This is a genomic window from Micromonospora sp. NPDC047548, from assembly GCF_040642975.1.
Lineage (GTDB): Bacteria > Actinomycetota > Actinomycetes > Mycobacteriales > Micromonosporaceae > Micromonospora.
The window spans coordinates 1-18,426 of sequence record NZ_JBEYTI010000002.1 but is presented as its reverse complement, the minus strand read 5'-3'; the positions used below and the strand labels follow the sequence as shown (position 1 = coordinate 18,426).

At 74.0% G+C, this 18,426-nt stretch carries 18 protein-coding genes; 14 read left to right on the top strand and 4 right to left on the bottom strand.

Annotated features, from left to right (window positions below):
* The first annotated feature begins 79 nt into the window (after positions 1-79).
* The 8 genes from argC to argH are packed head-to-tail and all read left to right on the top strand — an operon-like array spanning position 80 to position 8,466.
* A complete protein-coding gene (gene argC, locus ABZ807_RS01895) occupies positions 80-1,081 on the top strand; it encodes an N-acetyl-gamma-glutamyl-phosphate reductase (RefSeq protein ID WP_357151534.1) in 1,002 nt (333 codons plus the stop codon).
* Positions 1,078-2,250, top strand: coding sequence for a bifunctional glutamate N-acetyltransferase/amino-acid acetyltransferase ArgJ (gene argJ, locus ABZ807_RS01890; RefSeq protein WP_357151532.1), 1,173 nt, complete (start codon positions 1,078-1,080; stop codon positions 2,248-2,250). The genes argC and argJ overlap by 4 nt, the downstream gene beginning before the upstream one ends.
* Positions 2,247-3,134, top strand: coding sequence for an acetylglutamate kinase (gene argB / locus ABZ807_RS01885; protein ID WP_357151530.1), 888 nt, complete (start codon positions 2,247-2,249; stop codon positions 3,132-3,134). The genes argJ and argB overlap by 4 nt, the downstream gene beginning before the upstream one ends.
* Positions 3,131-4,351, top strand: a complete 1,221-nt coding sequence (locus ABZ807_RS01880; RefSeq protein WP_357151528.1) for an acetylornithine transaminase — start codon at positions 3,131-3,133, stop codon at positions 4,349-4,351. Before argB ends, ABZ807_RS01880 begins: the two co-directional genes overlap by 4 nt.
* Positions 4,348-5,274 (top strand): ornithine carbamoyltransferase, encoded by a 927-nt coding sequence (gene argF / locus ABZ807_RS01875; protein WP_357151526.1) that lies wholly within the window; start codon positions 4,348-4,350, stop codon positions 5,272-5,274. Before ABZ807_RS01880 ends, argF begins: the two co-directional genes overlap by 4 nt.
* Entirely contained in the window at positions 5,271-5,786 is a 516-nt protein-coding gene (locus ABZ807_RS01870) for an arginine repressor (RefSeq protein WP_357151524.1), read from the top strand. The genes argF and ABZ807_RS01870 overlap by 4 nt, the downstream gene beginning before the upstream one ends.
* The gene (locus ABZ807_RS01865; RefSeq protein WP_357151522.1) at positions 5,783-6,988 is read left to right on the top strand and encodes an argininosuccinate synthase; all 1,206 of its coding nucleotides are present in this window, start codon (positions 5,783-5,785) and stop codon (positions 6,986-6,988) included. Before ABZ807_RS01870 ends, ABZ807_RS01865 begins: the two co-directional genes overlap by 4 nt.
* Before the next feature lie 14 nt (positions 6,989-7,002).
* A complete protein-coding gene (argH, locus tag ABZ807_RS01860) occupies positions 7,003-8,466 on the top strand; it encodes an argininosuccinate lyase (protein ID WP_357152198.1) in 1,464 nt (487 codons plus the stop codon).
* 38 nt (positions 8,467-8,504) lie between these two features.
* Here the strand turns inward: argH and ABZ807_RS01855 are convergent, their stop codons facing one another.
* The 3 genes from ABZ807_RS01855 to ABZ807_RS01845 form a co-directional block, all read right to left on the bottom strand.
* Positions 8,505-8,858 carry an MmcQ/YjbR family DNA-binding protein gene (locus ABZ807_RS01855; protein WP_357151520.1) on the bottom strand — a complete coding sequence of 118 codons (354 nt, stop codon included), beginning with the start codon at positions 8,856-8,858 and terminating at the stop codon, positions 8,505-8,507.
* Between the two features lie 111 nt (positions 8,859-8,969).
* Positions 8,970-9,386 (bottom strand): DNA-binding protein, encoded by a 417-nt coding sequence (locus ABZ807_RS01850; RefSeq protein ID WP_357151518.1) that lies wholly within the window; start codon positions 9,384-9,386, stop codon positions 8,970-8,972.
* Between the two features lie 31 nt (positions 9,387-9,417).
* Positions 9,418-11,937, bottom strand: a complete 2,520-nt coding sequence (locus tag ABZ807_RS01845) for an AMP-binding protein (RefSeq protein WP_357151516.1) — start codon at positions 11,935-11,937, stop codon at positions 9,418-9,420.
* A 74-nt stretch (positions 11,938-12,011) separates the two neighbouring features.
* On the opposite strand from ABZ807_RS01845, the gene ABZ807_RS01840 reads away from it, so the two are divergent.
* The 5 genes from ABZ807_RS01840 (at position 12,012) to ABZ807_RS01820 (ending at position 15,984) form a co-directional block, all read left to right on the top strand.
* Complete coding sequence (locus tag ABZ807_RS01840; RefSeq protein WP_357151514.1) at positions 12,012-12,635, top strand: DNA-3-methyladenine glycosylase; 624 nt, start codon at positions 12,012-12,014, stop codon at positions 12,633-12,635.
* 83 nt (positions 12,636-12,718) lie between these two features.
* Positions 12,719-13,795 (top strand): exo-alpha-sialidase, encoded by a 1,077-nt coding sequence (locus ABZ807_RS01835; RefSeq protein ID WP_357151512.1) that lies wholly within the window; start codon positions 12,719-12,721, stop codon positions 13,793-13,795.
* 2 nt (positions 13,796-13,797) lie between these two features.
* Entirely contained in the window at positions 13,798-14,073 is a 276-nt protein-coding gene (locus tag ABZ807_RS01830) for a ubiquitin-like small modifier protein 1 (protein WP_357151510.1), read from the top strand.
* Positions 14,074-14,257: 184 nt separating this feature from the next.
* On the top strand, positions 14,258-15,364 hold the full coding sequence (locus tag ABZ807_RS01825; RefSeq protein ID WP_357152195.1) for an LLM class flavin-dependent oxidoreductase: 1,107 nt from the start codon (positions 14,258-14,260) through the stop codon (positions 15,362-15,364).
* Complete coding sequence (locus tag ABZ807_RS01820) at positions 15,361-15,984, top strand: FMN reductase (protein WP_357151508.1); 624 nt, start codon at positions 15,361-15,363, stop codon at positions 15,982-15,984. The genes ABZ807_RS01825 and ABZ807_RS01820 overlap by 4 nt, the downstream gene beginning before the upstream one ends.
* 3 nt (positions 15,985-15,987) lie before the next feature.
* On the opposite strand, the gene ABZ807_RS01815 is transcribed toward ABZ807_RS01820, so the two are convergent.
* Positions 15,988-16,869 carry a universal stress protein gene (locus ABZ807_RS01815; protein WP_357151506.1) on the bottom strand — a complete coding sequence of 294 codons (882 nt, stop codon included), beginning with the start codon at positions 16,867-16,869 and terminating at the stop codon, positions 15,988-15,990.
* Between the two features lie 97 nt (positions 16,870-16,966).
* Between ABZ807_RS01815 and ABZ807_RS01810 the strand changes: the two genes are divergently transcribed.
* Complete coding sequence (locus tag ABZ807_RS01810) at positions 16,967-18,079, top strand: RNA-guided endonuclease TnpB family protein (protein WP_357151504.1); 1,113 nt, start codon at positions 16,967-16,969, stop codon at positions 18,077-18,079.
* Positions 18,080-18,426: the final 347 nt, after the last annotated feature.

Here is an 18,426-nt window from a genome sequence, read left to right as displayed (position 1 = left end):
CCCATGCAGTGGGACGTATGAACTTGCATGGGGGCGGCAAGCCCGCTAACCTTCTCTGCATAGTCATGCGGAGGTGAGTATGGGCATTCGAGTCGCGGTCGCCGGAGCGAGCGGATACGCCGGGGGCGAGCTGCTGCGCCTGGTCGCCGGGCACCCCGAGCTCGACCTGGTCACCGCCACCGCCCACCGCCAGGCCGGCCAGCCCGTCACCGCCGTACACCCGCAGCTCGCGGGGCTCGACCTGGTGCTCACGGCGACCGACCCGGCGACCCTGGCCGACGCGGACCTGGTCTTCCTGGCCCTGCCGCACGGCGAGTCGGCGGCGCTCGCGGCCGCGCTGCCGGAGACGGTCCGGGTGGTCGACCTCGGCGCCGACCACCGGCTGCACGACGCCGCCGCCTGGGCCCGCTACTACGGCGGCCCGCACGCCGGTGCCTGGACCTACGGCCTGCCCGAGCTGCCTGGCCAGCGGGCGGCGATCGCCGCCGCGACCCGGGTCGCCAGCACCGGCTGCTACGCCGTGGCCACCACCCTTGCCCTGGCCCCGCTGATCGCCGCCGGCGCGGTCCTCCCCAGCGACGTGGTGGTGGTCGCCGCCTCCGGCACCTCCGGCGCCGGCCGGGCCGCCAAGGCCCACCTGCTCGGCAGCGAGGTGATGGGCGACCTGTCGCCCTACAAGGTCGGCGCCCACCAGCACGTGCCGGAGATCAAGCAGGCCACCGGCGCGACCAGCCTCTCCTTCACCCCGGTGCTCGCGCCCATGCCGCGCGGCATCCTCGCCACCGTCACCGCCGTGCCGACCGGCGACGCCGACCCGCGCGACGTGCTGGCCCGGGCGTACGCGGACGCGCCGTTCGTGCACGTGCTGCCCGAGGGCGCCTGGCCGCACACCGCCGCCACGGCCGGCTCGAACTCCTGCCACCTCCAGGCCGGCGTTGACGTCGACTCCGGCCGGGTGATCGTGGTCAGCGCGATCGACAACCTCGGCAAGGGCGCCGCCGGTCAGGCCGTGCAGTGCGCCAACCTGATGATCGGCCTCCCCGAGACCACCGGCCTCTCAGCCTTCGGAGTCGCGCCATGACCGTCACCACGCCCCGGGGTTTCCGGGCCGCCGGCGTCGCCGCCGGGCTCAAGACCAGCGGCAACGCCGACGTCGCCCTCGTCGTCAACGACGGCCCCGACGCCGGGATCGCCGGCGTCTTCACCGCCAACCGGGTCAAGGCCGCGCCGGTGCTCTGGACCCAGCAGGTCGTCCGGGGCGGCGTGGTCCGCGCCGTGGTGCTCAACTCCGGCGGCGCCAACGCCTGCACCGGCCCGGCCGGCTTCCAGGACACCCACGCCACCGCCGAGCACACCGCCGTCGCGCTGACCTCGGTCAGCCCCCGGCTGATGCTCGGCGCCGGCGAGGTCGCGGTCTGCTCCACCGGCCTGATCGGCGAGCGCCTCCCCATGGACAAGCTCCTCCCGGGCGTCCGCGCCGCGATCCGCGGCCTCGGCCGCGACGGCGGCACCGCGGCCGCCGAGGCGATCATGACCACGGACACCCGCCCCAAGACCACGGTCACCCAGGGCAGCGGCTGGACCGTCGGCGGCATGGCCAAGGGCGCCGGGATGCTCGCCCCCGCCATGGCCACCATGCTCTGCGTGCTCACCACCGACGCGGTCGCGGGGCGGGAGGCGCTCGACGCCGCGCTGCGGGCCGCCACCCGGGTCACCTTCGACCGGATCGACTCCGACGGCTGCATGTCCACCAACGACACCGTGCTGCTGCTGGCCAGCGGCGCCTCCGGCATCGAGCCCACCGGCGCCGAGCTGACCGCCGCGGTCACCGCCGCCTGCCACGACCTGGCCCAGCAGCTCATCGCCGACGCCGAGGGCGCCACCAAGCAGATCGCCATCGACGTGGTCGGCGCCGCCGGCGAGGACGACGCGGTCGAGGTGGGCCGCTCGGTGGCCCGGAACAACCTGGTCAAGACCGCGCTGTTCGGCAACGACCCGAACTGGGGCCGGATCCTCGCCGCCGTCGGCACCACCGCCGCCGCCTTCGAGCCGGACGGCGTGGACGTCGCCGTCAACGGGATCTGGGTGTGCCGCTCCGGCGCCGCCGCCGAGGACCGCGCCAAGGTCGACCTGACCGGGCGGGACGTCAGCATCCGGATCGACCTGCACGCCGGCTCCTCGGCCGCGACGATCTGGACCAACGACCTGTCGCACGCGTACGTGCACGAGAACTCGGCGTACTCCTCATGAGCCTCACCGCCGATCTCACTCGGGCCCAGGCCAAGGCCGAGACGCTGATCGAGGCGCTGCCCTGGCTGGCCCGCTTCTCCGGTGCCACCGTCGTGGTCAAGTACGGCGGCAACGCCATGGTCGACCCGGCGCTGCAGCGTGCCTTCGCCGCCGACATGGTCTTCCTCCGGTACGCCGGCCTCAAGCCGGTCGTCGTGCACGGCGGCGGGCCGCAGATCTCCGCCATGCTGGGCCGGCTCGGCATCGCCAGCGAGTTCCGGGGCGGCCTGCGGGTCACCACCCCCGAGGCGATGGACGTGGTCCGGATGGTGCTGGTCGGTCAGGTCGGCCGGGAACTGGTCGGGCTGATCAACGCGCAGGGCCCGTTCGCCGTCGGCCTCTCCGGCGAGGACGCCGGGCTGTTCACCGCCGTCCGGCGGCCCGCGTACGTCGACGGGCAGCCGGTGGACGTCGGGCAGGTCGGCGACGTGGAGTCCGTCGACGTCTCGGCGGTGACCGACCTGATCGCGGCCGGCCGGATCCCGGTGATCTCGACCGTCGCGCCGGACGCCGACGGGGTGCTGCACAACCTCAACGCCGACACCGCCGCCGCCGCGCTCGCCGTCGCCCTCCAGGCGCGCAAGCTGGTCGTGCTCACCGACGTGGCCGGCCTCTACGCCGACTGGCCCGACACCAGCAGCCTGGTCAGCGAGATCACCGACGACGAGCTGGCGACGCTGCTGCCGTCCCTGGAGTCGGGGATGGTCCCGAAGATGGAGGCCTGCCTGCGGGCGGTGCGCGGGGGCGTGCCCGCCGCGCACGTCGTCGACGGCCGGGTCGCCCACTCCACGCTGCTGGAGGTCTTCACCTCGGAAGGATTCGGAACGATGGTGATCGGGTCATGAGCGCCCTGGTCGAACGCTGGCGCCAGGCCATGATGGACAACTACGGCACCCCGCCGCTGGCGCTCGTCGCCGGCTCCGGCGCCGTCGTGGTCGACGAGGCCGGCCGGGAGTACGTCGACCTGCTCGGCGGCATCGCCGTCAACGCCCTCGGCCACGCCCACCCCGCCGTGGTGGCCGCCGTCTCCCGGCAGGTCGCCACCCTCGGCCACGTCTCCAACCTGTTCGTCGCCGAACCCCCGGTGGCCCTCGCGGAGCTGCTGCTGGCCCTCGCCGGCCGGCCCGGCCGGGTGTACTTCGCCAACTCCGGCGCGGAGGCCAACGAGGCGGCGTTCAAGCTCTCCCGGCTCACCGGCCGCAGCCACGTGGTGGCCGCGCGGGGCGGTTTCCACGGCCGCACCATGGGCGCGCTCGCCCTCACCGGCCAGCCGGCCAAGGCCGACCCGTTCCGCCCGCTGCCCGGCGACGTCACCCACGTCCCGTACGGCGACACCGCCGCCCTCGACGCGGCCGTCACCGACGCGACCGCCATGGTGATCCTGGAGCCGGTCCAGGGCGAGAACGGCGTCGTCGTGCCGCCCGCCGGCTACCTGGCGCAGGCGCGGCGGATCACCGCCCGGCACGGCGCCCTGCTCGTCCTGGACGAGGTGCAGACCGGCGTCGGCCGCACCGGGCACTGGTTCGCCCACCAGGCCGAGGGGATCGAGCCGGACGTGGTGACCCTGGCCAAGGGGCTCGGCGGCGGGCTGCCGATCGGGGCCTGCCTCGCCTTCGGCCGGGCCGGTGAGCTGCTCGCCCCCGGCTCGCACGGCACCACCTTCGGCGGCAACCCGGTCAGCTGCGCCGCCGCCCTCGCGGTCGTCGCCACCATCGCCAGCGAGGGGCTGCTCGACCACGTCAAGCGGACCGGCGAGCGCCTGCGCCGGGGCGTCGAGGCGCTCGGCCACCCGCTGGTCGCCGACGTGCGGGGCGCAGGCCTGCTGCTCGGCGTGGTGCTCACCGCCCCGGTCTCCGGCCCGGTCACCGCCGCCCTGCGCGAGGCGGGCTTCCTGGTCAACCCGGTGCAGCCGGACGTGATCCGGCTCGCCCCGCCGCTGATCCTCACCGCCGACCAGGTCGACGCCTTCCTGGCCGCCCTGCCGGCCGCCCTCGACGCCGCAGCGCCGGCCGACCTCGCGCCGACCGCCGCCAGCCCGACCACGACGGAGACGAGCGCATGATCCGGCATTTCCTGCGGGACGACGACCTGACCCCCGCCGAGCAGTCGGCCGTGCTCGACCTGGCCGCGCGGATGAAGGCCGACCGGTTCGGGTGCACGCCGCTGGCCGGGCCGCGCTCGGTGGCGGTGCTCTTCGACAAGCAGAGCCTGCGCACCCGGATCTCCTTCGACGCCGGCATCGCCGAACTCGGCGGCCACCCCCTCGTGGTGGACACCCAGGTCACCCACTTCGGGCGGGGCGAGACCCTCGCCGACGCCGGCCGGGTGCTCTCCCGCTACGTCGCCGCGATCGTGCTGCGCACCCACGGCGACGACCGGATCGCCGAGGTCGCCTCGCACGCCACCGTGCCGGTGGTCAACGCGCTCACCGACGGCTACCACCCCTGCCAGCTCCTCGCCGACCTGCTCACCGTCCGTGAGCACTGCGGCGGCACGCGGGGCCGGACCCTGGCGTACGTCGGGGACGCCGCCAACAACCTGTCGCACTCGTACCTGCTGGCCGGGGCGACCGCCGGGATGCACGTCCGGGTGGCCGGGCCGGCCGGCTTCCAGCCCGACCCGGACGTGGTGAGCCGCGCCGAGAAGATCGCCGCCGGCACCGGCGGATCGGTCCGGGCGCTGGTCGACCCGATCGAGGCGGTACGCGGGGCCGACGTGGTCGCCACCGACACCTGGACCTCGATGGGCCAGGAGGACGACGGGCTGGACCGGACCACCCCGTTCCGGCCGTACCAGGTGAACGACGCGCTGCTCGCCCACGCCGGGCCGGGCGTGATCGTGCTGCACTGCCTGCCGGCGCACCGCGGCGAGGAGATCACCGACGAGGTGCTGGACGGGCCGCGGAGCGCGGTCTTCGACCAGGCGGAGAATCGCCTGCACGCCCAGAAGGCGCTGCTGACGTATCTCCTGGAGGCCTCCACATGACCGCCCCGCTGACCCGCGCCGCCCGGCACGCCCGCATCGTCGAGCTGATCCGCGACAAGGCCGTCCGGTCGCAGACCGAACTGGCCGACCTGCTCGCCGGCGACGGAATCCAGGTCACCCAGGCCACCCTGTCGCGGGACCTGAAGGAGCTCGGCGCGGTCACCGCCCGCGGCGGCGACGGGCGGGCCGTCTACGTGATCCCCGAGGACGGCCACCGGCCGCTGCGCGACGCCGAGGCGGCCCCCGCCCGGCTGGTCCGGCTGCTGCACGAGCTGCTCAACGGGGTCGACTCCAGCGGCAACATCGCCGTGCTGCGCACCCCGCCGGGCGCAGCCCACTACCTGGCCAGCGCGTTGGACCGTGCGGGCCTGCCCGAGGTCGTCGGCACCATCGCCGGCGACGACACCATCCTCGTCGTGGCCCGCGAGGCCGTCGGCGGGGCCGCGCTCGGCGACAAGCTCGCCGGGTGGGCCCGCCGGGAAGAAAACGTTGAAGGGAGCACCAAGCCATGACCGAGCGGGTCGTACTCGCCTACTCCGGAGGTCTCGACACCTCCGTCGCCATTCCCTACCTCGCCGAGCAGACCGGCGCCGAGATCATCGCGGTGGCCGTCGACGTCGGGCAGGGCGGCGAGGACCTCGACGCCATCCGGCAGCGGGCCCTGGACTGCGGCGCCGTCGAGTCCGAGGTGGTCGACGCGCGCGACGAGTTCGCCGCCGACTACTGCCTGCCGGCGATGCGGGCCAACGCCCTCTACATGGACCGCTACCCGCTGGTCTCCGCGCTGTCCCGGCCGCTGATCGTCAAGCACCTGGTGGCTGCGGCCCGCAAGCACGGCGGCACGATCGTCTCGCACGGCTGCACCGGCAAGGGCAACGACCAGGTCCGCTTCGAGGTCGGCCTGGGCGCTCTCGCCCCCGACCTGAAGATCATCGCCCCGGCCCGGGACTTCGCCTGGACCCGGGACAAGGCCATCGCCTTCGCCGAGGAAAAGGGCCTGCCGATCGACGTCTCGGCCAAGTCGCCGTACTCCATCGACCAGAACCTCTGGGGTCGCGCCGTGGAGACCGGCTTCCTGGAGGACATCTGGAACGCCCCGATCGAGGACCTCTACTCCTACACCTCGGACCCGGCCGAGCCGCGTGACGCCGACGAGGTCGTGATCACCTTCGACGCCGGCAACCCGGTCGCCATCGATGGCGAGACCGTCACCCCGTACCAGGCGATCCTGGAGCTGAACCGGCGCGCCGGCGCGCAGGGCGTGGGCCGGCTCGACATGGTCGAGGACCGCCTCGTCGGCATCAAGAGCCGCGAGGTGTACGAGGCCCCCGGCGCGATCGCGCTGATCACCGCCCACCAGGAGCTGGAGGCGGTCACCGTCGAGCGCGACCTGGCCCGGTTCAAGCGCGGCGTCGACCAGCGCTGGGGCGAGCTGGTCTACGACGGTCTCTGGTTCTCGCCGCTGAAGAACAGCCTGGACGCGTTCATCGACGATGCCCAGCGGCACGTCTGCGGCGAGGTGCGTCTCACCCTGCACGGCGGCCGGGTCACCGTCACCGGCCGGCGCTCCGAGGCCAGCCTCTACGACTTCGGCATGGCCACCTACGACACCGGCGACACCTTCGACCAGTCCCTCGCGAAGGGCTTCGTGCAGCTGTGGGGCCTGCCGAGCAAGATGGCCACCGCCCGGGATGCCCGGCTGGGTGGCTCCTGACCGTGGGGACCACAATGGGCGGGGTGGACGACAAGAGCCTGACCGAGAACAGCGCCGCCACCAACCGGACGAGCCTGTGGGGTGGCCGCTTCGCCGGCGGCCCCGCCGAGGCCCTCGCGCGGCTGTCGGTGAGCGTCCAGTTCGACTGGCGCCTCGCCCCGTACGACATCGCCGGCTCCCGGGCGCACGCCCGGGTGCTGGCCGGCGCGGGCCTGCTCGACCCGGACGAACTGGGCCGCATCCTGGCCGCGCTGGACGACCTGGAGGCGGCCTGCGCCTCCGGGCAGTTCCGCCCGACCATCGACGACGAGGACGTGCACACCGCCCTGGAGCGCGGCCTGCTGGAGCGGCTCGGCAGCCTCGGCGGCAAGCTGCGTGCCGGCCGGTCCCGCAACGACCAGGTCGCCACCGACCTGCGGCTCTACCTGCGTGACCACGCCCGGGGCGTGGCCGCCCGGCTGGTCGAGCTGGCCGAGGCGCTGGTCGAGCAGGCCGAGCGGCACGTGGAAACCGCGGCGCCGGGGATGACCCACCTCCAGCACGCCCAGCCGGTCACCTTCGGGCACTGGCTGCTCGCCCACGTGCAGCCGCTGCTGCGCGACCTGGAACGGCTGCGCGACTGGGACCACCGGGCCGCGATCAGCCCGCTCGGCGCGGGCGCGCTGGCCGGCTCCGGCCTGCCGCTGGACCCGGTGGCCGTCGCCAAGGAGCTGGGCTTCCGCACGTCCTTCGCCAACTCGATGGACGCCGTCGCCGACCGGGACTTCGTGGCCGAGTTCCTCTTCGTCACCGCGATGATCGGGGTGCACCTGTCCCGCCTCGGCGAGGAGGTGGTGCTCTGGACCTCGCACGAGTTCGGCTGGGTGGAGCTGGACGACGCCTTCGCCACCGGCTCGTCGATCATGCCGCAGAAGAAGAACGCGGACATCGCCGAGCTGGCCCGGGGCAAGTCCGGCCGCCTGGTGGGCGGGCTGATGAGCGTGCTCACCATGCTCAAGGGCCTGCCGATGACCTACGACCGGGACATGCAGGAGGACAAGGAGCCGGCCTTCGACGCGGTCGACACCCTGGAACTGCTGCTGCCGGCGGTCGCCGGGATGATCTCCACCATGACGGTACGCGTCGACCGGCTGGTCGCCGCCGCGCCGGTGGGCTTCTCCCTCGCGACCGAGGTGGCCGACTGGCTGGTCCGCAAGAACGTGCCGTTCCGCGACGCGCACGAGATCACCGGCAAGCTCGTCGCGCTCTGCGTGGCCCGGGACTGCGCCCTCGACGAGGTCTCCGACGACGACCTCACCACGGTCAGCGAGCATCTCGACCCGTCGGTGCGCGATGTGCTCTCGGTCCGGTCCGCGCTGGCCGCCCGGACCACCCCCGGCTCCACCGGACCCGGCCCGGTTGCTGACCAGCTTGCCGCCGCCGCCGACAAGCTGGCCGGCTGGCGGGAGTGGACCGCCGAGCGGGTCGTACCCCGCTGAGGTCGACGGGTCGGCGCGGCGCGGTGCCGCGCCGACCCTCAGACCGTCGGCCGCTCCCGTTTCGGCAGTTTCGCCACCACCGCGTCGTACGAGCCGTCGACCGCCTCGACCACTTCGTCGTCGGGGATGTCTCCGCCGATCCGCAGCGTGTTCCAGCCCGACCGCCCGATGTACGGCGACGCCTTCGCGTCGTCCGGGAACCGGTGGATCCACTCGTCGGCGACCTCCCGGGTCGGGCCGCACTTCACGCCCACCCGTGCCTCGCCGTCGGGGGAGCCGAGGAAGGCGAAGATCCGGCTTCCCACCTTCACCACCTCGTCGCCCTCCCACGGCCGGTCCAGCCAGGCGCCCGGCTTTCCGAGGCAGTACGCCAGCATCTCCTCGCGCGTCATTGCGTCCTCCCGGTGGCAGCGGTCACCGGCACAGTCTCCCCGACCGGTCCAGCCGACGGTGCCGCCGTGACCGGCGAGGCGGTCCGCAAGCCGGCCGCCGCCCGCCACGGCTCAGTCGGTGGCGGCGGTGCGGGCCGACAGCCGCTCGAAGCGCTGCTTGGCGGCCTGCGCGCTGCCCAGCCCCAGCCCGAAGGCGATCGCCTGCCAGGTCATGCCACGGCCGCGGGCGAGGGTCAGCAGTCCCGCCTCCAGCGTGTCGACCTCGGCGCGCAGGTGGGGGAGGAGGGTCAGCGCCGCGGTCAGGTCGGCCTCGTCAACCGGCTCCTCGCCGGGCTCCCGCTCCATCCCGCCGGCGGCCAGGGCGGTCACCAGCGCGACCGCCTCGTAGGGATCCGCCACGTACGGGTTGGTGTGGCGCCGCCGACGCGCCTCGGTGCCGGCGTGCCGCTGGGTGATCCGCTCCAGCGCGGCGTAGGTGCGGTGGGCGCGGGCGCGCGCCGCGTCGGGAGCGGTGAAGGACTCGGTCATGCTCCCAGCAGACCGCATCAACTTCCCGCTGTCAACGAAATCTTCTCAACAATTTGTTGAGAAGCGGTCCGGCCCGGTTCACCAGCGCCGCGTAGCCGACGCCCAGCGCCAGCGATGCCCCCAGCGCCAGCAGCGGCTGCTCGCGCAGGTGCGGGTAGACCTGCCAGTGGGTCAGGTAGATGGAGAGCGAGCTGCCGGCGAGCACGCCGGCGACCCGGTTCAGCGGGCGTACGCTCGGCACCGTCGGCAGCCAGGTGAGCAGCGCGAACCCGGCCACGATCAGCGCCTCCCGCTGCGGCTGGCCGAAGAAGCCCGGCACGGTGGCCGCGGCGGCGGCGGTGACCAGCAGCCGCTGCCGTACCCCGTCGGCGCGGGCCGCCGCCCAGCCGAGCGCGAAGAGCCAGAACGCCACGATCGCCGTCGGCAGGGCGTAGCGGGCGTTCAGGCCGAACACGTCGTAGCGGCTGAGCAGCCCGAGCCCGGCGAGGGCCAGCGGCAGGCCGAACGGGTGGCGGCGTTCCAGCCGGTCCATCCGGGGCACCGCCAACAGGACGGCCACCGCGACCAGGATGTAGACCAGCGCCTCGACGAACCAGAAGTGCCATTCGGTGCGCCCGTCGTCGGGGCCGACCAGGCTGTTGACCAGCAACAGGGTGCTCCACCGGTACTGGTCGGTGACCAGCAGCATCGCCGCGATCCAGGCCGTCGTGGGCAGCACGACCCGCGCTGCGGCGGCCCGGATCAGCCGTAGCCGGTCGGTCCGACCGGCGCCGGTGAGCTGGAACCGGGCGAAGTTGAAACCGGCCACCCCGAGCAGCAGGTGCGCCCCGCCGGTGACGGTGAACAGCGGGATGTGCGAGCCGACGACCAGCACGATCGCCACCGCCCGCAGCGCCACACTGGTCTCCAGCACCCGCCGGCGGCGCGGCCGCCCGCCGCGCGGCGCGGGCAGCGCCCCGATCGGCAGGGTGTGCCAGTTCGGCGGCAGCTGCCCGAGCATCCGCTCCAGGCGGACCGACATCTCGACGTACGACAGCGAGTCGCCGCCCAGGTCGACGAAGCTGTGCTCAGGGGTGACGTCGGCCCGGTCCAGCACCTCGGCGAAGAGCCGGCACAGGTCGCCGTCCGGGGCGGGGGCCGGCGGTGGGGGCGGGGCGGCGGTTCCGGCGGCCAGCTCGCCCAGTGCCGGGTAGTCCACCTTGCCCGTGGCCAGCCGGGGCAGCTGCGGCAGCGCCAGCACCCGAACCGCCCGGGGTGGCAGGCCGACCTCGCCGGCGACCAGCCGGCGGACCCGCCTCGGGTCCGCGTCGCCGGCCACCGCCACCAGCAGCTCGTCGTCTGCCCCGAGGCAGGCCGCGTCGACGTCGTGCGCGGCGAGCAGCGTCTCCACCCGCTGCGGGTCGACCCGCAGGCCGAGGATCTTGGCGAACCGGCTGCGCCGGCCCACCAGCTCGTAGAGGCCGTCCGGACCGCGACGGGCCAGATCGCCGGTGTGCAGCTCGGTCACGGTACGTCCCGACGCCAGGTCGGCCGGGCGCTCGGCGTAGCCGAGCATCACGTTCGGGCCGGCGTACACCAGCTCGCCGACCCCGTCCGGCTGGTCCGGCAGCGGGGCCAGCCGGAAGTCGCCGCCCGGTACCGGCACGCCGATCGCCTCCGGGCGGGTCGCCGCCAGGTCCGGCGGCAGGTACGCCATCCGGGCCGTCGCCTCGGTCTGCCCGTACATGACGAACAGGTCCCAGCCGCTGCGCCGGCCCAGCTCGGCGAAGCGGACCACTTTCTCCGGCGCCAGCCGGCCGCCGGCGGCGGTGACGTAGCGCAGGTGCGGCAGGTCCATCGCGGCGAAGCCGACCCGGTCCAGCAGGTCGAAGGTGTACGGCACCCCGGCGAGAGCGGTGGCCCGGGCCCGGCGGAACAGCTCCCAGAAGCAGCCGTCGGCGACCGAGCGGTCGGTGAGCACCAGCGCGGCGCCCCGGGCGAGGTGGCTGTTCACCACCGACAGGCCGTAGCAGTAGTGCAGCGGCAGGCTGGTCGCCGCCCGGTCGTTCTCCCGCACCCCCAGGTACTCGGCGATCGACTCGGCGTTGGCCTGCAGGTTGGTGTGCGAGAGTCGGACCAGCTTCGGCGAGCCGGTCGACCCCGACGTGCTCAGCAGCACTGCCAGGTCCGGGTGCAGCTCGTGCGCCGACCCGGCACGCCGCTCGCGCAGCGTCCACGCCCCGTCGACCGGCCCGACCACCACGTCCGGGTCGTACGCCGCGGTCAGCGCCTGCACCGCCGGGCCGTCGCCGGGCACCAGCAGGACGGGGTGCCCGCCGCGCAGGCCGGCCAGGTACCCCACCAGTGCGTCGACCGTGTTGGCCCCGGTGACGAGCACCAGCCGCCGCCGGGGGCCGAGCCGTCGCGCGGTCTCGGCGACCCGGGCGGCGAGTTCGGCGTACGACAGCACGCCGTCGGCGGTGACCACGGCGGGACAGTCACCGTGGTCGGCCAGGTCGCGGGCGAAGGGCACCGCGCGCACGGCCGGGAGCAGGTCGGGCGGGTGTGTCACGGCGCCACTCTAAGGTAAGGCATACCTAAGCGCGAACGCGGGTGGCGGCACGCCCGGCTGGGTACCGTCGGTGCATGACCTCATCCCACACGGACCTGGCGCCGCTGGCCGACCTGCTGGCCGGACCGGTGGTGCCCGCCGCGCGCGGGCTGCTCGGCTGCCGGCTCTCCGCCGGCGGCGTGACCGTCCGGCTCACCGAGGTCGAGGCGTACGCGGGGACGGCCGGCGACCCCGCCTCGCACGCGCACCGGGGGCGCACCCCGCGCAACGCGGTGATGTTCGGCCCGGCCGGGCACGCCTACGTGTACTTCACCTACGGGATGCACTGGTGCGTGAACGTGGTCACCGGCCCGGACGGGGAGGCCGCCGCGGTGCTGCTGCGCGCCGGCGAGGTGATCGACGGCCTTGAGGCGGCCCGCGCCCGCCGTCCCGCCGTACGCCGGGACGTCGACCTGGGCCGCGGCCCGGCGCGGCTCTGCGCGACCCTCGGTATCGACCGCTCGGCGTGCGGCCGGGACCTGCTCGGCGACGGCCCGGTCCGGCTGCGGCCGGCGGCGGTGCCGGTGCCGGAGGCCGCGATCTCCGCCGGCCCGAGGGTGGGGGTGACCGGGGCGCACGACGTGCCCTGGCGGTTCTGGCTCACCGGCGAGCCGACGGTGAGCAGCTACCGGCGACACGTTCCGCGCCGGCGGGGTTGAGCGCCCCGGCGTGGCCGGGCGATTCTGTCGGGGGCTGTGGCCATAATCACGCCACGCGCTCACCGACGAATCGGAGGACGGTCATGCCCACGCTGCTCGCGATCGGCACCGCCAAGGGGCTCTTCCTCGCCACGAGCCCGGCCGGGCGTGGCTGGGAGGTGAGCGGCCCGCACTTCCCGATGACCGGGGTCTACGCCGTCGCCGTCGACCCCCGCCCCGCCGCGCCCCGGCTGCTCGTCGGCATGACCAGCTCGCACTTCGGGCCGAGCGTCGCCACCAGCGACGACCTCGGCGCCTCCTGGACGGAGCCGGACCAGGCGCCGGTGGCGTTCCCGGCCGACACCGGTGCCAGCCTCGGCCGGGTCTGGCAGCTCGTGCCGGGCGGCGCGGACGCGCCGGACGTGGTCTGGGCGGGCACCGAGCCGTCGGCGCTGTTCCGCTCCGAGGACGGCGGGCGCAGCTTCACGCTGGTCCGCTCCCTCTGGGACCATCCGCACCGGGAGCAGTGGGGGGCCGGCTTCGGCGGCCAGGCGGCGCACACCGTGCTGCCGCACCCGCGCGACTCCAGCCGGATCCTGGTCGCCATGTCCACCGGCGGGGTCTACCGCTCGGAGGACGCCGGGGAGAGCTGGTCCCCGGGCAACACCGGCATCCGGGCGTACTTCATGCCCGACGAGTGGCCCGAGTTCGGCCAGTGCGTGCACAAGGTCGCCCGGGACGCGGGCAACCCGGAGCGGCTCTACGCGCAGAACCACCACGGCGTCTACCGCTCCGACGACGACGGCCGCACCTGGACGTCCATTGCCGCCGGCCTGCCCAGCGACTTCGGCTTCCCGATCGTGGCCCACCCGTCCCGTGCCGGCACGGTCTGGACGTTCCCGCTGGTCGCCGACTCGCAGCGGTACCCGGTCGACCACCGGTGCCGGGTGTTCCGCTCGGTCGACGCCGGCGACAAGTGGGAGCCGCTGTCGGTGGGGCTGCCGGACGAGCCGTTCCACCCCTCGGTGCTGCGCGACGCGATGTGCGCGGGCGGGGCGGGCGACGTCTACTTCGGCACCCGCTCCGGCGAGGTCTACGCCAGCCGCGACGACGGCGACTCCTGGTCGCTGGTGGCCGCCCACCTGCCGGACGTGCTCTGCGTCCGTGCGGCGGAGGTCTGAGGATGGTCACCGTGCTGGTGCCGGGTCCGCTGCGCGGCGAGGTTGGCGGAGCGAGCCGGCTGACCGTGGAGGCCGCCGGGTCGGTGGGTGCGGTCCTCGACGCGCTCGCCGCCTCCTGGCCCCGGCTGGCCCGCCGGATCCGCGACGAGCGGGGCGAGTTGCGCCGGTATGTCAACGTCTACGTCGACGGGGAGGACTGCCGGCACGCCGGGGGAGTAGCCGCGCCGGTCGCCGACGGCGCCGAGGTGCAGGTGCTGCCTTCGGTGGCCGGCGGCTGAGGCCTGCGCGGCAGCCGCCGCGCCCATGATCCGCCAGCTGCTGCACGGGCCGCCCGACTGCCGCACGGGTGACCGGGACCACCCCGCGACGCTTCCGCGACGGAATAGTTGACTCGTCAAATATGTTGTGAGCAGCGTTCGGGTGGCCACCGCGGCCCCGGTCTTCCCACGCGAGGAGCTGGTCATGCAGTTCGGAGTCTTCACCGTCGGCGACGTCACGGTCGACCCGACCAACGGCCGGGAGCCGACCGAGCATGAGCGGATCAAGGCGACGGTGGCCATCGCGCTCAAAGCAGAGGAGGTCGGCCTCGACGTCTTCGCCACCGGCGAGCACCACAACCCGCCGTTCGTGCCCTCGTCGCCCACCACCATGCTGGGCTACCTCGCCGCGCGTACGTCTCGGCTGCTGCTCTCCACCTCGACCACGCTGATCACCACCAACGACCCGGTCAAGATCGCCGAGGACTACGCGATGCTGCAGCACCTGGCCGACGGCCGGGTGGACCTGATGATGGGTCGCGGCAACACCGGGCCGGTCTACCCGTGGTTCGGCCAGGACATCCGCAACGGCATCCCCCTCGCGATCGAGAACTACGACCTGCTGCGCCGGCTGTGGCGCGAGGACGTGGTCGACTGGGAGGGTCGCTTCCGCACCCCACTGCAGTCGTTCACCTCGACGCCGCGCCCGCTCGACGGCGTGCCGCCGTTCGTCTGGCACGGCTCGATCCGCAGCCCGGAGATCGCCGAACAGGCCGCCTACTACGGCGACGGCTTCTTCGCCAACCACATCTTCTGGCCCAAGGAGCACACCCAGCGGATGGTCGGGCTCTACCGGCAGCGCTTCGCCCACTACGGGCACGGCAGCCCGGAGCAGGCCATCGTCGGCCTGGGCGGGCAGGTCTTCGTCCGGAAGAATTCGCAGGACGCGGTGCGGGAGTTCCGGCCGTACTTCGACAACGCCCCGGTCTACGGGCACGGGCCGTCGCTGGAGGAGTTCAGCCGCGAGACGCCGCTGACCGTGGGCAGCCCGCAGCAGGTCATCGACCGCACGCTGGGCTTCCGCGAGTACGTCGGCGACTACCAGCGGCAGTTGTTCCTGGTCGACCACGCGGGCCTGCCGCTGAAGACCGTGCTGGAGCAGCTCGACATCCTCGGCGAGGAGGTGATCCCGGTGCTGCGCAAGGAGTTCGACGCGCGGCGTCCCGCCCATGTGCCCGAGGCACCCACCCACGCCTCGCTGCTCGCCGCCCGGGACGTCGCCGACCTGGCCGGTGCGGAGGCCGCCCGATGACCCGGCGCACCCTGGCCGTGGTCTCGGCCGGCCTCGGCCAGCCCTCCTCGACCCGCCTGCTCGCCGACCAGCTCGCCGCGGCCGCCCGCGACGAGCTGGTCGGGCGCGGCGCCGAGGTCGAGCTGCGCACCGTCGAGCTGCGCGACCACGCGCACGACGTGGTGAACAACCTGCTCACCGGGTTCCCGTCGGAGTCGCTGCGCCAGGCCCTGGGCACGGTTGCCGGCGCGGACGGGATCGTGGCCGTCACCCCGATCTTCAACGCGTCGTACAACGGGCTGTTCAAGTCCTTCTTCGATGTGGTGGAGTCCGGGTCGCTGGTCGACCGGCCGGTGCTGATCGCCGCCACCGGCGGCACCGCGCGACACTCGCTCGCGCTGGAGCACGCCGTGCGCCCGATGTTCAGCTACCTGCGGGCGGTGGTGGTCCCCACCGCGGTCTTCGCCGCCCCGGAGGACTGGTCCGGCGGCACCGTCGACGGCGCGCTGCGCGGCCGGATCCAGCGCGCCGGCGCCGAGCTGGCCGGCCAGGTGGACCGGCGACCGCCGGCGACCGGCCCGGCCGACCCGTTCGCCCTCACCACCGACTTCGCCCAACTCCTCGGCGGCCGGGACAGCTGACCCTCAGTCCGCCCGCTCGTACGGGTGGGCGACCAGGACCGGGCAGTGTGCGTGCTGCACCACCGCCTGGCTCACCGAGCCGAGCAGCAGCCCGGCGAAGCCGCCCCGGCCCCGGGTGCCGACCGCCAGCACCGACGCCTCACCGCTCGCCTCGACCAGCCCCTGCGCCGGGCTGGCCGCCCGGACCTGGTGCTCGCGCACCACCAGATCCGGGTGGTCGGCCCGGACGGCGGCGGACGCCCCGGCGAGCAGCCGCACCGCCTCCGCCCGGTACGCGGCCTGGGACTCCTCGACCTCCTCCGGCACCGGCCGGTCCCCGTCCGGCGGGTCGACGTGCACCAGCACCAGCGGCACGTTGCGACGGGCCGCCTCGTCGGCGGCGTAGCCGGCGGCCAGCCGGGCGGACTTTGAGCCGTCCACCCCGACCACCACCGGCCCGTCCACCGGGATCGGCTGCTCCTCGGGGCGGACCACCAGCACCGGGCAGTGCGCGTGCGCGGCGACCTGGGCGCCGACCGAGCCGAGCAGCAGCCCCGCGAAGCCACCCAGGCCCCGGCTGCCCACGACCACCAGCTCGGCCCGGCGGGACTCCGCCACCAGCGTGGCGCCCGGGCCGCCGGCGACCTGGCGTACCTCGACGGTCAGTCCGGGCCAGCGGTCGGCGAGGTCCGCCGCGGTCCGCTCCAACATCTTCTCCGCATGCTCGGTGGGTGCCGGCACCCCCAGGTCGTACGGGTTGAGCGGCACGCCGTAGCCGAGCGGGTGCAGGTAGCCGTGCACCAGGTGCAGCGGCCGGCGGCGCAGAACGGCGGCCCGGGCCGCGTGCTCCGCGGCGACCAGGCTGGACGGCGATCCGTCGACGCCCACCACGACAGGTCGGTTCATCAGAACTGCGGCGTGGAAACCCGGCCGTTTAGGGCCGGGAGGAAACGCCGCTTCCTCCCTTCGATGATTGTCTTAGGTGAACGGTAAAATGTGAGGCGTGAGTGGCGTGGTGAAGCGGGCGTACAAGTACCGCTTCTATCCGTCTCCTGAGCAGGCTGAGTTGCTGGGCCGCACCTTCGGTTGTGTGCGGAAGGTGTACAACCTGGCGCTGGAGGCGCGTACCCGGGCGTGGGCGGTTGACCGGCAGCGCACCACGTACGTGCAGTCCTCGGCGTGGCTGAGCGAGTGGAAGCGCACAGAGGGGCTGGCTTTCCTCAGCGAGGTGTCGTCGGTGCCGTTGCAGCAGGCGCTGCGGCATTTGCAGGCCGGGTTCGCGGCGTTCTGGGACAGGCGGGCCCGGTACCCGAGGTTCAAGTCCAAGCGCAAGTCGCGGGCGTCGGCGGAGTTCACCCGCTCGGCGTTCCGCTGGCGTGACGGGCAGCTCACCCTGGCCAAGATGAACACCCCGCTGGACATCGTGTGGTCCCGGCCTCTGCCGGAGGGTGCGGAGCCGTCGACCGTCACCGTGTCCCGGGATGCCGCCGGCCGCTGGTTCGTGTCCCTGCTGGTCGAGGACCCGACGGTGAAGCCGCTGGCGCCCGTCGATGCCGAGGTCGGCGTGGACGCGGGCATCACCAGCCTGCTCATCCTCTCCACCGGGAAGAAGATCACCAACCCGCGTTTCGAGCGCGCCGACCGGCGCAAGCTCGCCAAGGCGCAGCGGGACCTGTCCCGCAAGGAGAAAGGCTCCAACAACCGGGCCAAAGCCCGGCTCAGAGTAGCCCGTATTCACGTCCGCATCGCCGACCGGCGACGGGACCACCTGCACAAGCTGACCACCCGACTCGTCCGCGAGAACCAAACGGTCGTGATCGAAGACCTCTGCGTGCGGAACATGCTCCGCAACCACCGCCTGGCCCGCGTCATCTCCGACGCGGCCTGGTCCGACCTGCGGCGCATGCTGGAGTACAAGGCCGCCTGGTACGGGCGTACAGTGATCCCCGTCGACCGGTGGTATCCGTCGTCCAAGACCTGCTCGGCGTGCGGGCGGATCAACACCACCCTCACCCTTAACGTCCGCACCTGGACGTGCCCCGGCTGCGGAACCGAGCACGACCGGGACATCAACGCCGCGCGCAACATCCTCGCCGCCGGGCTGGCGGAGAGGTAAAACGCCTGCGGAGCTGACGTAAGACCTCAAGGGAGACCTCCCAGCGGGCAGTTGGCGATGAAGTAGGAAGCCTCACGGGTAACCGTGGGAATCCCGGTCCTTTAGGGCCGGGAGGATGTCAACAGCACCCCCACGACCAGGTCATTGTCGACGTCCCCCGCCCCGCGCCGCCGGCATTCGGCGGGACGCGCCGTGCCGCTCGGCCATCCGTCGCGCCGTGCGGGCGGGACGGGCGCGCCGTCCTGCCAGCGGCGGGGCGTGTCACGCGGGCCGGCCGGGTGGCGACGTTCGCCCGCCGGCGGGGCGGACCCGGGGGCCCCGGGGGGGGCGCGGGCGGCGCGGGCCGC

What these genes read in the sequence shown, in the direction of transcription:
- argC (WP_357151534.1), top strand. Translation starts at nt 80, where the DNA reads ATGGGCATTCGAGTCGCGGTCGCCGGAGCGAGCGGATACGCCGGGGGC.
- argJ (WP_357151532.1), top strand. Translation starts at nt 1,078, where the DNA reads ATGACCGTCACCACGCCCCGGGGTTTCCGGGCCGCCGGCGTCGCCGCC.
- argB (WP_357151530.1), top strand. Translation starts at nt 2,247, where the DNA reads ATGAGCCTCACCGCCGATCTCACTCGGGCCCAGGCCAAGGCCGAGACG.
- ABZ807_RS01880 (WP_357151528.1), top strand. Translation starts at nt 3,131, where the DNA reads ATGAGCGCCCTGGTCGAACGCTGGCGCCAGGCCATGATGGACAACTAC.
- argF (WP_357151526.1), top strand. Translation starts at nt 4,348, where the DNA reads ATGATCCGGCATTTCCTGCGGGACGACGACCTGACCCCCGCCGAGCAG.
- ABZ807_RS01870 (WP_357151524.1), top strand. Translation starts at nt 5,271, where the DNA reads ATGACCGCCCCGCTGACCCGCGCCGCCCGGCACGCCCGCATCGTCGAG.
- ABZ807_RS01865 (WP_357151522.1), top strand. Translation starts at nt 5,783, where the DNA reads ATGACCGAGCGGGTCGTACTCGCCTACTCCGGAGGTCTCGACACCTCC.
- argH (WP_357152198.1), top strand. Translation starts at nt 7,003, where the DNA reads ATGGGCGGGGTGGACGACAAGAGCCTGACCGAGAACAGCGCCGCCACC.
- ABZ807_RS01855 (WP_357151520.1), bottom strand. Translation starts at nt 8,858, where the DNA reads ATGACGCGCGAGGAGATGCTGGCGTACTGCCTCGGAAAGCCGGGCGCC.
- ABZ807_RS01850 (WP_357151518.1), bottom strand. Translation starts at nt 9,386, where the DNA reads ATGACCGAGTCCTTCACCGCTCCCGACGCGGCGCGCGCCCGCGCCCAC.
- ABZ807_RS01840 (WP_357151514.1), top strand. Translation starts at nt 12,012, where the DNA reads ATGACCTCATCCCACACGGACCTGGCGCCGCTGGCCGACCTGCTGGCC.
- ABZ807_RS01835 (WP_357151512.1), top strand. Translation starts at nt 12,719, where the DNA reads ATGCCCACGCTGCTCGCGATCGGCACCGCCAAGGGGCTCTTCCTCGCC.
- ABZ807_RS01830 (WP_357151510.1), top strand. Translation starts at nt 13,798, where the DNA reads ATGGTCACCGTGCTGGTGCCGGGTCCGCTGCGCGGCGAGGTTGGCGGA.
- ABZ807_RS01825 (WP_357152195.1), top strand. Translation starts at nt 14,258, where the DNA reads ATGCAGTTCGGAGTCTTCACCGTCGGCGACGTCACGGTCGACCCGACC.
- ABZ807_RS01820 (WP_357151508.1), top strand. Translation starts at nt 15,361, where the DNA reads ATGACCCGGCGCACCCTGGCCGTGGTCTCGGCCGGCCTCGGCCAGCCC.
- ABZ807_RS01815 (WP_357151506.1), bottom strand. Translation starts at nt 16,869, where the DNA reads ATGAACCGACCTGTCGTGGTGGGCGTCGACGGATCGCCGTCCAGCCTG.